A 14,231-nucleotide genomic window follows, 5' to 3' on the forward strand; every position below is an offset into this window, starting at 1 on the left:
ACAATATTTAAAGAAACCGCCCAAGAGAAGCCGACGTTATTCTGGAAGTTGGCTGACTAATCTTTATTTAACCACCTCTTAAAACACATTAATACGCAACAAAAAGCGCTCTGAAAATTTCAGAGAATTTTGGGTGGAACCGCGCAAATTTGCGTCCCTGACATTTAGTTGTCAGGGACTTTTTTTTATTCTCAAAGGGAGGAATTTTATATGAAGAAACCAAAAGAAGAGTCCAATGTAAAGTTAAACCGTTCTTTAGGAATTTGGTCCGCACTCTCACTTGTAGTTGGAACCATCATCGGAGTTGGAATCTTTGTTAGACAAGCTGCCGTTCTAAACGATGCAGGATCAGCAAATGGTGCCATGCTGGCTTGGCTAGCCGGGGGACTTCTGACTTTAGCCGCGGGACTTTCAATTGCCGAGATTGCCTCGCAAATTCCAGAAACCGGTGGACTATATGCATACATGGAAGTCATTTATAACAAGTTTTGGGGCTTTTTATCTGGATGGATGCAGATTATTGTTTATGGTCCCGCAATGATCGCTTCACTTGGAGCTTATCTTGCCATCCTATTAGGTGACTTTTTCCATATTTCACCAGAATGGAACATTCCGATAGCTATCATTGCAGTTGTTGCGGTTGGTCTATTAAATACCTTTCCCAATCGATTTGGGGCTGCTTTTTCAATTATTACCACAATTTGTAAGCTCGTCCCAGTCGCAGCGCTTATTATCTTCGGACTTTTCTTTGGTCACGCCGATGCTTTTACTCAAAGTATTAGTGACGTCCACTCCTCAGTTGGTGGTTTTGGAGTTGCCATGTTAGCCACTCTATTTGCCTTTGACGGGTGGATCCTAGTTGCTAACCTTGGTGGAGAAATCAAAAATCCTAAAAAGATGCTACCACGCGCTATTACCTTCGGAATTTTAATTGTCATTGCCATTTATATGCTAGTTTCATACGGTGTTTTAAAAAGCATTGGTCCCGAGAAAATTCATGATCTTGGAACAAATGCCATTCCATACATGGCTAACAAAGATTTTGGAATGATTGGTGGGAAGATTTTAAGTATCGGTATCATCATCTCAATCATCGGTTGCATGAACGGAAAAATCATGACCTTTCCCCGTATCATGTATGCCATGGCGAAAGAAAATCAACTTCCGTTCTCTAAGCAGTTAGCTTACCTCAATCCAAAGACCAGAACGCCAGTGGTATCAATTGCTGCTGTTCTAGTAATCGTAATCATCATGATCTGTTTCTTTGATGCCGACCGACTCTCAGAACTATGTATCTTTACCGTCTATTGTTTTTACGTGATGGCGTTCTTCGGCGTTTTCATCCTTAGAAAACGTTACCCCGACCGAAAGCGAGTTTTCTCAGTTCCACTATATCCATTCACACCAATCGTAGCTATTTTGGCATCCCTTTTCGTAATCTGTTCAGAAATTGGATCAGACTTCTATGGAGTCGTTTGCTCACTGGGAATCGTTGCACTCGGGATTCCAATCTATTACTTTGAAGTTACTCTCAAAAGAAATAAGGCTAAAAAATAAGAGATCTCAGACGAGATCTCTTATTTTTTCTGATATGCAATTTTAATCTGAACCGCATAGTCGTCAGCTCCATCAATTAAGCCTGCTCGACCAGAAGTCTTATATTTTCCTCCAACCAAAAAGGCTTCAGCTAGATACAACTTGACTTTATTCTTATCGATTTTTTGAATATCTTCAAAACCAGCTTTAACAATGTGGCCAACGGGTTCACAATTAACCTGATTCATTCCGGCATAGACTTCATACTTTCCGTTTTCTTCTCTTAAATCGAAGTAAGGAATTAACACTCCATCACCCAAAGCGTAGACGCGATGCTTAGGATTAGCTTTAATTTCGGAAAGAAGCACCCGATCGCCTAATCCATTGTAGTCATCACTTGCAACTTTTTTGGTAATCATGGTATCGGCCAACTGATGAACGTTATGGCGCTCACTAATTGTCGATTCCAATTTAGCTGGCATCGTTTTTCTTTCATCAAATAAACCGTTGGCCGGAATATTACGATAACGACGACTTCCACTACGAGCCTCGGTTTGCTGATCAGTTTCCTTGGGCTGAATGTGCAAGACCTTATTAATGACCGGGGTAACATCAAACTTCGCCCGTTTTTTAGTAAAGTAATACATGATGTTCAGGTACAAGAAGTACGCTAAAATCAAGACAACTAAGAAGACCAGAAACCCCCTAATCATAAAGCCATTTACAACAAAACGGTAGGCAACGTACAAAAGGTAAAAGTCGCCTAGAATTCCTAAAATTACGTAAATTCGGCTTTTAGTGTTTGTTTCAATCGTTATATATCCAAGATAATGATTAATAATATCTAGAAAACTAAACATTAATGTTCACCCCCAGGATTAGTCGTATTGGCTTGGGTATTATTCTGAGTATTGTTAGAAGTAGTCCCCGTACCGTTATTAGCATTGCCGTTATTTCCGGTATTCTGACTTGATTTTTCGGCATTTCCACCGTTATTATCAGTTGTCTTTTGATTGTTATTACCAGTCTCCGAATTATTTCCATTCGTGCTGGTCGAATTATTTTGCTCCTGTCCACCAAAATTTGTTTTACCTTGTTCATTATTTGGTGACTTACTATTGCCATCGTTATTGTTATTATTCATATTATCTTGTTTAGCACCAGAACTATTGGATTCATTTTTACTATTATCGTCATTAGAATTCGAGTTCTGGTTCTTAGTACCCTTATTATTATCATCATTCTTCTTAAAGTCAAAAATAGAACGTTTCTGGCTTTGATGGGTAGTGACTTTAGCACCCTCGTGGGTATTGGTTGCTTTATTGACAACAATATTAGTGGCTCCTAACGCTAAACAAATTGAAATAATGGCAAATGGAGTAAGAAATGGTGGTACTCGATTTGGCATTTAATCATCCTCTCAACGTATATTCTCTTTTGTGAAACTTAATTATTGCACTTAAAAGTAAAGAATTTATTCCAGTCGATAAAAGATTTCTTTAAAGTTGTCTTTTTAAATTTAGTACAATTTGATCAATCTGATTCTTAGTTTGACTCCATTTCTCATTATCAATCACAATTGACCGATTTTTTAAAGCAGCTGGAAGCTTTAAATCACGCGCGTCTTCTTTACTTTCCATTCGAACTTGAATCTGAGCCAGAGTATCCCCGCGATCAATCATGCGCTTTTTAAGCTCAGCCGGATCTTTAACTTTCAAAAAAATGACAACCGCTTCTACTCCTAATCGATCCTTGTACGTAATGGCACCTTTCGTGTCTAACACAATTGAAACAATGGAAGACTTTAAAAAAGCACGGTCTAACCCTTCGTATGATGATCCATAACAGTGCCCCGAATATCTTACTGATTCTAAAAGATGAAGTTTTTTAAAACTTGTCGGTGATTCAAAATAATAATCCACTCCATCTTGCTCTTGATCCCGTGGTGCTCTGGTCGTATGGGTAATCACCTTAGGAATTCCATACTTTTTCATTAAATAATCCGAGATGGTGGTCTTACCAGTGCCAGCGGCTCCAGTAATCACAATTACAAATCGTTTATTTGACATAGTGGTCCTCAATGTATTCATTGGCCTTTTTAAGTGGTGGAAGTAAGTTATCGTATGTGACTAACTTCAAAGCTTCTTCGTAGGTGCACCAACGATCTTCACTAATCTCTTCCTTCTGTCTGGTAACCGAAGTGTCAACCGGAACCTCCGTCACAAAGAAAGTTACCACTTTGTGGTGGCCATTCTTCATGTCATACTCGACCTTTACATCAAAACCATCATCAATTTCAGCATGAATTCCCGTTTCTTCTCTTAATTCACGTTTAGCGGCCTGTTGTAATGTCTCGTTTCCCTCGACGTGCCCCTTGGGATATCCCCAAAAATCACTAGTTGCACTTTTTAAAAGTAAATATAGTGGTTGATTTTCCTTAAGTTGAAAAACAATCGTTCCACCGTCAATTTCATTAATCATAAAAATGCCCCATTTATTTGTTTCTTTCATTGTACCAAAAAATCAAAAACTACACTGATTTAATACTGAACTTAAGCATAATTGGTGAAAGAATCGTCGAAAGTACAATTACCATAATAATTTCGGAGTATAGTTCAGAAGCAAGCAGATGACTAGCTAGTCCAATCTGAGCGACAATGAGAGCCATTTCACCTCTTGATACCATTCCGGCACCCACTACGTTGGCATCTTTTAGGGTCAATCCAGTTAATTTCGCTCCAATTCCACACCCAATCCATTTGGTAAGAACCGCTAAGATCGTCATTACTACAACAATCAACCACGTGCTAGAGAGCCCCTTAAAACTCATCTCCATCCCAATTGCGGCAAAAAAGATTGGAATAAAGAAGGAATAACCAATTCGATTAGCACTTTGAATCACCTGATCATGAAGCGGCGTACGTCCAATTGCAATTCCAGCAAAGAAAGCCCCTAACACCGTGCTCAGATTGGCCGCTTCTGCCAGATATGCCATGATCAAACAAATGCTAATCCCCATAATCGACACGGCTGAATTGGCAGGAAGAAGGTCGGCTAACCGCATGAGCCAAGGTGCAATCCATTTAATGACAACAAAAATCAATCCAAAAAACAAGATTTGAAACGTAAACAGAACAAACAAATTTTTAGATCCTGATTCCGTCCCAAACACACTGGAAAAAACACTCAACAAAATAATTGAAATCACATCGTCAACTACCGCGGCCCCTAAAATGGTTGCTCCCGCGACCGATTTCAACTTGCCAAACTCCTGAAGCACTTCGACACTAATGGATACTGAAGTAGCCGAAAAGATCACTCCCCAAAAGAGCGCTCTTTCAATTCCTTGGCCTAGTAGTTGACCATAAAGGGTAAAAGCGACCACCGGTAAAATGACCCCACAGATAGCAACGCTAACGGCCGGCTTTAAGTACTTCTTGACCAATTCGAAGTCACATTCTAATCCCGCAATAAACATCAAAAAGATGACCCCAATTTCGGATCCAACCGAAACCAGGTGATTTAAACTGACTAGGTGCAAAACCGCGGGTCCAATTAATAAGCCGGCCATAATCTCTCCTACCACCGCTGGCATCCCAATCCTTTGACTTAAAACTCCTAAAATCAACGTTGAAAGTAAAATCAATCCAATTGTTGCTAAATATTCCATATAACCACCGTTATCCCTCAAAAAAAGCAGAGTTTGCCAATTTGACAAACTCCACTAATTTAATAAAACTTATGTTCTTTTATCATTTTCTTTGCATTGGGGTTAGGCTTGGACCTAGCTTCAAACAAGTAATAGGTAGCTCGTCTTTCCTCAAACATTTGGGCATGACTACTACGCAATTTATAATTCTTAATTAGCGCATCACGTCCACCCTTTCTAGAACCACTGCTCATGTACTTGTACAACTCAGCATTACTCTTGTTGCTTGTATTATCAACCCTAATTACCAACCATTGAACTTGTTTCTTTCGAACCACCTTGTTAGCTGATCTCATCATTTTAGGATAAGCTCGGCTAGGAATATTATTACGTTCGAAGAAGTAATGAGTTGGATATGCACCAGAACTGGTGTAAAAGCCATTTTCTAAACGACTGTAGGTTAAAAGGGTCGGCGTTCCCTTACTTTCGTCTCTAATAATCTTTCCAAACGAAACTTGAGCAGGCTGTTGGTACTCACCTTTCTTAGGATTAAGAGTAACGTATAAGTTTTGGGGATGCAACTTCGAGTAAATAAAGTTATTGTTTGATCCAAGGACAAAGGTTAAGGCCATACATAGCGTTACGAAAACAAACGTCCAAGGGAGAGCGAGCTTTCTGTTAGATTCAAAGTGTCTGATAAAAAATACCAGTACAAAGATAGTTGTCACCATGATAAATGGGAAATAAGCTAATTGATAGTACTGATAGATTTTACCAAAGGTGTGACCGTAAACGGCTACAATCGCATTTACAATCATCATGAACAAGAAAAGCGACTTTGAAATTCCATCTTTAAAGATTTCATGGTCAAATAAAACATAGATTAAGCCCAAGAGACCAAAGACCACCGTGATCGGATACTGCGTCAGAAACTTCATAAAGAATCCAGTTGCCATTAGAATCTTAGTTGGTACAATTCCCGATGAACCGTAAACAGTCATGTTAATGGTAAAGTAAACGTGGATAAAGGACTTAAAACTCCCTGTTACTAAGAAATAAATCAACCATGGAATAAGTGCGATTAAGAAGCTGAGTCCACTAAAGAAAATCAATCGCCACATTTCTTTAAAGCGACGATGGTAAACGTAGAAGATAAACATAAAGACATAAAATCCAATCCATGGACCAAGTAAAGTGTACTTCGAAAAGAAGACCACTCCGACCATGAATCCCTGAATCATCCATTCCCACCATTTGATATCAAAATCATTTTGACAAGCCTTTAAAGCAACATAAATCAAATATAAAACGGCCGGGAACACGAAGAATTCAACCGAACCACCATAGTCATAAAATGGCTGAAGCACGGAAAAAACTGGCATGAACAATGAAATTACAAATGACCAATTTTGTGACAAGTATAATCTAGCAATCTTGTAAGCCATGGTCATAATAATAATCATCGCAATAATCTCAAACGGTACCATCCCAACAAGCGATCGTTTTGTGATCAGTGAGGCTAGTCCGTAAAGCAAATAAACAAATGGCCCTTTTTGCTCAAAAACATCCTTATATGGAATGATTCCGTGAAACATTGCTTTACCGACAGTGAAAAAATTATTACTGTCGGGTGAGGTATCAAAATAATAGAACGGTGAAGCAAATGACAAAAGTAGAATTATGATAATACTCATTACTACAAACGTTAAACCAAATAAATAAGGTTTAGTTTTTAGTTTTTTTAACATACATTGTTCTTCCAATCATTAAGAATTTAAGCTCACACTCAATAATAAAAGCAATTATACCACATTCCTCCACTCAAACGCGGAGACGCCAGACTTCATAACCTTATTTTAAGATTATGCTTTTCTTTTTAGTAACCAATATACTGACTTCCGATTATTGGGAGCCTTTTGTTCATGAGTGGATACGACCCGATAATTCTCTAACAGGGTTTTGGATGCTGGTCTAGTAGAATCGTGTCTGCCAAAGTATGTTTTGATTGAATCAGCTTGATTGGTCTTTACGACAATCCATTCAACCGCCTTCTTTTTAACAACTTTATTTTGTGACTCGACCATTTTAGGGTTCTTATCATACGAGATATTGTTGATCTGGAAATAATACTGCGTGGGAAGTGCTCCTGAGACCGTGTACATGCCAAGATCAAGATATCCGTAGTTGAGAAGGGTTGGAGTTCCCTTACTCTCTTTTCTAATAATTTTGCCAAACTTCTTTTGCGCGGTCTGCGGATCACTAGGATCCAGCGTTTCCTGATTGTTATTCGGAAATAATTTTGATTTTTGAAAATTACCGTTAACCCCCATGGTAAAGAACAGGACTAAAAGCGTCATCAAAATAAACGTCGAAACAAGTCGCTTACTAGGCAATGTAATTTGCTTATAATTTAGTCCTTTAGCAATTAAAACGACCAACGTTACAAGAACGTACGGCATAAACGCTAATTGGTAATAGACGTATAGGGTATCTGGGGTATAGCTGTAAACAGCAAAAAAAGCACTCACAAACATCATACACAAAAAAATATTCTTTTCCGCCCCATGGTTAAAGACGACAAAAAGAATTAACGGAATTGCACCCAAAACAAAGAGTTGCGGTTTATCAATTAAAAATTCACTAAAAATGGCTAGTGAGCCAGCAATCTTCGTGAAAATTCCACCATTAGCTGAGGTGCTATAAACCGTCATGTTGGAAACAAAATAAACGTCGTAAAAGGCTTTAAACGAGTTAGTAACGAGAAAATAAATTCCCCAGGGTACTATCGCGGCCAAAAAACCAACGCCACTTGAAAAGATCAACTTAAAAAGACTACTAAACTTTTTATGATACAAATAAACCAGCGCAAAAATAATGTAAAAAGCAATCCAAGTGCCCAACAGCGTGTATTTAGATAAAAAAACCACCCCAACTAGGAATCCCTGAACTAACCAGTTCACGTTACTAATCGCAAAATGATTGTGGCATGCTTTAAAAGTTAAATAAATGGCCGATAAAATCATCGGAAACACGAATTCTTCCGCCAGGCCACCATAGGTAAAATACTCTTGAAACATTAAGAAAAAGGGCGTTATAAGTGCCAAAATTGAAGCAGTTGGTTTACTAACGTATAAATGAGCGGTTTTAAAAACCAAAAATAACGAGGTTGCTAATGCAATTATTTCTGCTATGGTAATTCCAATAATCGAATAGTGACTGATTAAATAAGCGAGCCCATAAAGCAGATAAACGTATGGCCCCTTTTGCTCAAAAACATCCTTGTACGGAACTAGTCCGTGCATCATACCCTTGCCGACCGTAAAGAAACAGTTAACGTCGGGCGAATAATCAAAATAATAAAGTGGCGATGCGTAACTAAACATCCCAATAAAGATTAAGGCTACGACCACAAAAGCCAAAAAATAACAAACGTTTACATTTTTAATGAAACGTTTTATACGGAACTCCATTTCCGATCCTACTCCTTTTTAAACCGTTCCCATTATATCCTAGAATAATTGTTATGTACACGTTTGAACGTGTATCACACGGGTACGTTGATTCTTCCACACTTTTTTTACCATTTTAAAGTGTTATCATAATAATTAAACTAATTAGGTAGGTGAATGTTATGAAACAAGGAACTAAAATCATTACATTAGATAATGGTTACCACCTATGGACTAACACTCAAGGGACCGGAGACATTCATCTTCTCGCCCTTCATGGTGGCCCGGGTGGAACACATGAATACTGGGAAAACACTGCGAAACAACTGAAAAAACAAGGACTAAACGTCCAAGTTCACATGTACGATCAATTAGGTTCGTGGTACTCCGACACTCCCGATTTTGATGATCCGAAGGTAGCTAACAAGGTTTTAACCTACGACTACTTCCTTGACGAGGTTGAAGAGGTTAGACAAAAACTCGGAATCGATAAATTTTATTTGATTGGTCAATCTTGGGGTGGTGCTTTAGTTCAGATGTACGCCGCTAAATATGGTGATCACCTGAAAGGTGCCATCATTTCTTCAATGGTTGATCGGATCGGGGACTATACTGACCATTTAGCTCAAATTAGAGAAAAAGCGCTCACCCCCGAACAATTAGCGTACATGAAAAAATGCGAAGCAAATAACGATTACGATAACGATAAGTATCAGGAACTGGTCGAACTCTTAAACCGTGAATATGTGGATCGAAAGCAACCCCCTGCAATTGCCCACGTCATTGATACCATGAGCAAACCGATCTATAACGCCTTTCAGGGTGATAACGAATTTGTCATCACTGGAAAGTTAAAAGACTGGAACTTTACTGATCATTTAAAGGACATCAAAGTTCCAACACTGGTCACTTTTGGTGAACACGAAACCATGCCAATGGAAACCGGAAAACGAATGGCTAAAATGATTCCAAACGCTCAATTCGTTTCAACCCCAAACGGTGGTCATCACCACATGATTGATAATGCCCCCGTCTACTACGACCATTTGGCCAACTTCATTAGACAAGTTGAAAATGGAACTTTCAACCAAAAATAAGCAAACGAAAAGACACTTCAAAATGAAGTGCCTTTTTATTTTTGGTTTAAACTTAATTTTTCAACGTCAATGGTCTTGTCAACCAATCCATCATAAAAACTGGCTTCATGACTAACAATGATGGCATTCCCAGGAAATTTAATAATTGCCCGTTTTAAAGCATTTTTAGTCTCATCGTCCAGGTGATTAGTCGGTTCATCCATGATTAAGAAATTGCTTTTTACAAATTCCATCAAAGCCAATTTGACCTTAGTTTGTTCTCCACCAGAAAGCTTACCAATTGGTTTCATGGCGTTAGCAGCGTCGAGTCCACAACGACCCAGCTGAGAACGAATCTCCTTCTGTGTCAACTTGGGATACTTATCCTGAATGATTTGCAGGGGTGTCATCTTACTATTCGGCCAGATCAAGTCTTGACTGAAATAGTTAACCTTCGCGGATGGAGAAAAGTTAGCCTTTCCCCCCTTTGCCGGAATTTGTCCGAGGATTGATTTAATTAAGGTTGACTTTCCAACCCCATTAAAACCCTGAAGCCCAACTTTCTGATCAGTATTAACGGAAAAGGTAACTGGCTTAAGTAACGGTTGATCGTAACCAACTGACAGTTGGTCAACCACTAGTGCGTTCTGGGATCCAGTATCAGCATACGGAAAGTCAAAAGAAGCCTGGATGTTACTTGAAGGTGGCTCAATCACATCCATTCGTTTTAACATCTTTTCCCGTGATTTAGCCATATTGGAATGACTTCCGGCCTTGTTTTTTTGAATAAAAGTTTTGGCCTTGGAGATCTCTTCTTGTTGTTTCTCGTACTCCCGCTGCTGGGTCATTTCTTTTTCGTCTTTTTGTCTCATGGCGGACTTGAAATCACCACGGTACTTAGTGACCTTCCCAAACGCAACGTTTACGATACAATTCGTTACTTTTTCTAGAAAGTCGTAGTCATGGGAAATGATCATCGCTGCCCCATCAAAACTATTTAAATAATCTTCCAACCAATTAATGTGAGCGGTATCCAGATAGTTAGTCGGTTCATCAAGCAAAATTACATCGGGATGCTCCAGAATTAATTTCGCTAAAATAATCTTAGAGCGTTGTCCCCCGCTCATTTCAGAAATGGTTTGATCTCTTCCAATGTCGTCAAGACCCAATCCATTAATCACCTGCTCAACTTCAGTATCAATATCATAAAAATTACGAGATTCAAGTTGTTCTTGGATTCTTCCCGCTTGTTCAAGTAACTTTTCGTCCATATTGTCGGCATATTTTACGTACAAATCGCTCATATGCTGATTCATGTTGTAGAGGTCTGAAAAGGCAGTATGCAAAAAATCAATCAGTGTCATTCCCTTTGGAATATTAACGTACTGATCTAGGTAACCAACTTTGGTCCCCTTTTGCCATTTGATGTCACCAGATAAGGGCAATTGCTTATTGGTCAAAATCTTAATCAAAGTTGATTTTCCAACCCCATTTTGGCCCACAATTCCCATGTGCTCACCTTTATTTAGCTGAAATGTAGCATCCGAGTACAGGTCTTTGTCGGCAAAACTCATACTTAGATTAGATACACTTAATAACGCCATTATATAATTCCCTCCATTATTTCATAACCTATACCGTAACACCGAATCGCAATCAACGTCAATCAGGTGAATTTGAGTGGTATAATTGTATGTACATTTTTAAAAAAGAGGAGTGCCTATGAAAATCAAAGATATTGATCACATCACCATATCGGTAAATGACATCGAGAAATCGATGCGTTTTTACCATGAGGTTTTAGACTTACCAGTTGTGATCGAAACTGATTCTAGAATTGAATTTCAGCTGGGTCACCAACGACTCGTTTGTGTCACAAACAAAGAAGATAACGTTAAACCAGAAAATCCAACTCCTGGTTCTACCAGTTTCAGCGTGGTTGCAAGAGATCCACTTGATTCAATCCAGTCACATTTAGCCAACTACTTTATTGAAGTAGTTGCAGGACCGATCGAAAGTCAGGGACATAACGGTAAAATGAATTCACTATTTATCAATGATCCAGATAAAAATTTGATTGAAATTAGAGAGTATCAACGATAGGAATGAAAGGGAATACAACCCGGCTAAAATCCCCATCAAATAGTGTTTTTCAATTTTACAACCATAATCATTTTTGTTATATTCGTCGAATACGCAAAAAGAAAGGATACTTATGAAAAAAGAAAATTCGAAGGACAATTCAAATCAAAATGTTACTAAACCAAAAATGAGCCTTTTCAGTGTCACGATGCTGGCACTAAGCTCTATCATTGGTTCAGGATGGTTATTCGGTGCCTGGGAGGGTGCTAAAATTGCTGGTCCAGCTGCCATTATTTCGTGGATCATCGGTGCCGTTGTGATTGGTGCAATTGCGTTTAACTACATCGAATTAGGAACCATGTTCCCAGAAAGTGGCGGGATGAGTAAGTATGCCCAGTATACCCATGGCCCTCTTCTAGGATTCATCTCATCATGGTCTAACTGGGTCTCGCTTGTAACGTTGCTTCCAATCGAAGCGGTCGCTGCCGTTCAATACATGAGTTCATGGCCTTGGTCATGGGCCAACTGGACTCACGGGTTTTACGCCAATGGCACGGTTACTACCGAAGGGTTATTCGTCGTTTTTCTCTTCATCTTAGTGTTCACCTTGTTAAACTACTGGTCAGTCAACTTACTGACTCGTTTCACTACTTTGACTTCAATTTTTAAAATTGTAGTTCCAGTTCTTACCATTATTATGCTACTTGCTTCTGGCTTTCATCCCGGAAACTTTAACAACGTTCAAACTGGTGGATTTTTCCCATACGGAACGGCTCCAATCTTTGCGGCTACCACCGTATCTGGAATCATCTTCTCTTATAATGCTTTTCAAACGGTTATAAATGTTGGTGATGAGATTACCAATCCTAAGAAAAACATCTGGCGGGGAATCGTTATTTCACTTTTAATCAGTATCATCATTTACGTCATGTTACAGTTCACATTCGTTGGTGTTATTGACCCGTCAACTTTAGCCAAATACGGTTGGCATGGTCTTAATTTCAGTTCACCATTTGCTGATTTAGCCATTATGTTGAACTTGAACTGGCTAGTAATTCTACTCTATTTAGATGCCTTCGTTTCACCCTTTGGCACCGGAGTATCATTTGTTGCTTCAACTAGTCGGACACTAGCAGCAATGACCGAAAATGGTCATATGCCAAAGTTTTTAGGTAAGATTAACCAAAAATGGGGAACTCCTAGAATCGCAATGATCGTAAACTGGATTGTCAGTTGTATCTTGGTATCAGTGTTCAGAAACTGGGCTGTTTTAGCCAGTGTTATCTCAACGTCAACCTTAATTGCATATTTGACTGGTCCAGTTACCCTTGGATCATTACGTCTCCACGCTCCTAACTTCAAACGTCCAGTCAAAATTAGTTTTGCTGGAATCATGGCACCACTTGCCTTTGTTCTTGCTAGTTTGGCAATCTATTGGGCAATGTGGCCTACTACTATTGAAGTCATCCTTGTTATTATGCTGGGGCTGCCGTTTTACTTCTTCTACGAAAACAAGAACGGCTGGAAAAATACCCTGACCAAGTTTCGTGGAGGAGCTTGGATGGTCGCCTATTTAATCTTTATGTCAGCATTTTCGTATATCGGATCCGCACCATTCGGTGGTCAAAACTGGATTCATTACCCATATGATTTTATCGTAATTATTGTAGTTGCACTACTGTTCTTCTACTGGGGTGTCTTTAGTTATCAGCGCACTGGTAACATGCTTAACGCTAAAAGCGTCAATGAACAGGTCGATGATGATCAGGTCAACCATTAGTTAAGTTAATGCAAAATCATAAGGATTTTGTTATAATGCGTATGCATCTTGTTTTTCTTGAAATGGATGGAGGGATTCTTATGAATAGTCAAGATCCAGATTCGAGATACGAACGTTATGACTTTAATGCCGCAAATGGTCCAAAGCATCAAAAGAAAAACTTTAAGACTTGGCCATGGGTTTTAGGACTAGTAGTAATCGTGATCCTGCTAGTCTTTGGAATTCACTTTCTGACAAGCGGCAGTGGGAATCGGATGAATGGATCCTCCACAAGTCAACAGAGTAGCAGAGCTATTCAATCAGAAAAGAAAGCAAAACACTTTAATAAGGCGGAACAAGCCACGACCAACAAGGAAGCGTCAGTAAACAGGAACCAACAAGCACCAACAAATCAAAGTGGGTCACAATCATCAAACGGAAATAATTCCAATGGAAACAACTCAACGAGTGATTCTAGTTCGATGTTTGCTACACCAAAATCATTTGACTCGGTTCAAGACGCTAAAAACTATGCACACGCTACTCAAAGCAGTTGGTTAGCAGCTGGTTACTCTAACTTTACAATTGAGCGGAATGGTCAGGGCTTTTACACCTTGCAATTTGTTAAATAAGGAACTATTTATAGTTCCTTATTTTTTTATATTCAAATGAATTTGGTA

Annotated in this window: 13 protein-coding genes; 5 read left to right on the top strand and 8 right to left on the bottom strand. The window is 39.0% G+C overall.

All coding sequences use genetic code 11. From position 1 onward, the window contains the following. Positions 1 to 210: 210 nt before the first annotated feature. Complete coding sequence (locus tag AC6UD1_RS02545) at positions 211 to 1,557, top strand: APC family permease (protein WP_500707212.1); 1,347 nt, start codon at positions 211 to 213, stop codon at positions 1,555 to 1,557. 20 nt (positions 1,558 to 1,577) lie between these two features. Here the strand turns inward: AC6UD1_RS02545 and AC6UD1_RS02550 are convergent, their stop codons facing one another. The 7 genes from AC6UD1_RS02550 to AC6UD1_RS02580 all read right to left on the bottom strand — a co-directional run bounded on the left by AC6UD1_RS02550 (position 1,578) and on the right by AC6UD1_RS02580 (position 8,655). Beyond that, positions 1,578 to 2,396: a DUF6681 family protein gene (locus tag AC6UD1_RS02550; protein WP_500707213.1), complete on the bottom strand. Its 819-nt coding sequence runs from the start codon at positions 2,394 to 2,396 to the stop codon at positions 1,578 to 1,580. Beyond that, entirely contained in the window at positions 2,396 to 2,944 is a 549-nt protein-coding gene (locus AC6UD1_RS02555) for a hypothetical protein (protein ID WP_500707214.1), read from the bottom strand. The genes AC6UD1_RS02550 and AC6UD1_RS02555 overlap by 1 nt, the downstream gene beginning before the upstream one ends. 91 nt (positions 2,945 to 3,035) lie before the next feature. After that, the gene (locus AC6UD1_RS02560; RefSeq protein ID WP_500707215.1) at positions 3,036 to 3,605 is read right to left on the bottom strand and encodes a guanylate kinase; all 570 of its coding nucleotides are present in this window, start codon (positions 3,603 to 3,605) and stop codon (positions 3,036 to 3,038) included. After that, positions 3,595 to 4,017: a bis(5'-nucleosyl)-tetraphosphatase gene (locus AC6UD1_RS02565; RefSeq protein ID WP_500707298.1), complete on the bottom strand. Its 423-nt coding sequence runs from the start codon at positions 4,015 to 4,017 to the stop codon at positions 3,595 to 3,597. Before AC6UD1_RS02565 ends, AC6UD1_RS02560 begins: the two co-directional genes overlap by 11 nt. A 49-nt stretch (positions 4,018 to 4,066) precedes the next feature. Beyond that, entirely contained in the window at positions 4,067 to 5,206 is a 1,140-nt protein-coding gene (locus AC6UD1_RS02570) for a cation:proton antiporter (RefSeq protein WP_500695257.1), read from the bottom strand. 59 nt (positions 5,207 to 5,265) lie between these two features. Beyond that, a complete protein-coding gene (locus AC6UD1_RS02575) occupies positions 5,266 to 6,933 on the bottom strand; it encodes a glycosyltransferase family 39 protein (RefSeq protein ID WP_500696507.1) in 1,668 nt (555 codons plus the stop codon). A gap of 114 nt (positions 6,934 to 7,047) precedes the next feature. Then, complete coding sequence (locus AC6UD1_RS02580; RefSeq protein ID WP_500707217.1) at positions 7,048 to 8,655, bottom strand: ArnT family glycosyltransferase; 1,608 nt, start codon at positions 8,653 to 8,655, stop codon at positions 7,048 to 7,050. Positions 8,656 to 8,816: 161 nt separating this feature from the next. Here AC6UD1_RS02580 and AC6UD1_RS02585 point away from each other — a divergent pair, with 161 nt between their 5' ends. Beyond that, positions 8,817 to 9,731: a proline-specific peptidase family protein gene (locus AC6UD1_RS02585; protein WP_500695260.1), complete on the top strand. Its 915-nt coding sequence runs from the start codon at positions 8,817 to 8,819 to the stop codon at positions 9,729 to 9,731. Positions 9,732 to 9,766: 35 nt separating this feature from the next. Here AC6UD1_RS02585 and AC6UD1_RS02590 read toward each other — a convergent pair whose 3' ends face one another. After that, entirely contained in the window at positions 9,767 to 11,314 is a 1,548-nt protein-coding gene (locus AC6UD1_RS02590) for an ABC-F family ATP-binding cassette domain-containing protein (protein ID WP_500707218.1), read from the bottom strand. A 118-nt stretch (positions 11,315 to 11,432) separates the two neighbouring features. On the opposite strand from AC6UD1_RS02590, the gene AC6UD1_RS02595 reads away from it, so the two are divergent. The 3 genes from AC6UD1_RS02595 to AC6UD1_RS02605 all read left to right on the top strand — a co-directional run bounded on the left by AC6UD1_RS02595 (position 11,433) and on the right by AC6UD1_RS02605 (position 14,183). Continuing rightward, positions 11,433 to 11,813, top strand: a complete 381-nt coding sequence (locus tag AC6UD1_RS02595; protein ID WP_500707219.1) for a VOC family protein — start codon at positions 11,433 to 11,435, stop codon at positions 11,811 to 11,813. A gap of 112 nt (positions 11,814 to 11,925) precedes the next feature. Further along, positions 11,926 to 13,572: an APC family permease gene (locus AC6UD1_RS02600; protein ID WP_500707220.1), complete on the top strand. Its 1,647-nt coding sequence runs from the start codon at positions 11,926 to 11,928 to the stop codon at positions 13,570 to 13,572. Between the two features lie 80 nt (positions 13,573 to 13,652). Continuing rightward, complete coding sequence (locus AC6UD1_RS02605; RefSeq protein ID WP_500707221.1) at positions 13,653 to 14,183, top strand: hypothetical protein; 531 nt, start codon at positions 13,653 to 13,655, stop codon at positions 14,181 to 14,183. Positions 14,184 to 14,231 lie beyond the last annotated feature (48 nt).

The sequence above is a fragment of the Fructilactobacillus sp. X8R1C1 genome, assembly GCF_059900945.1.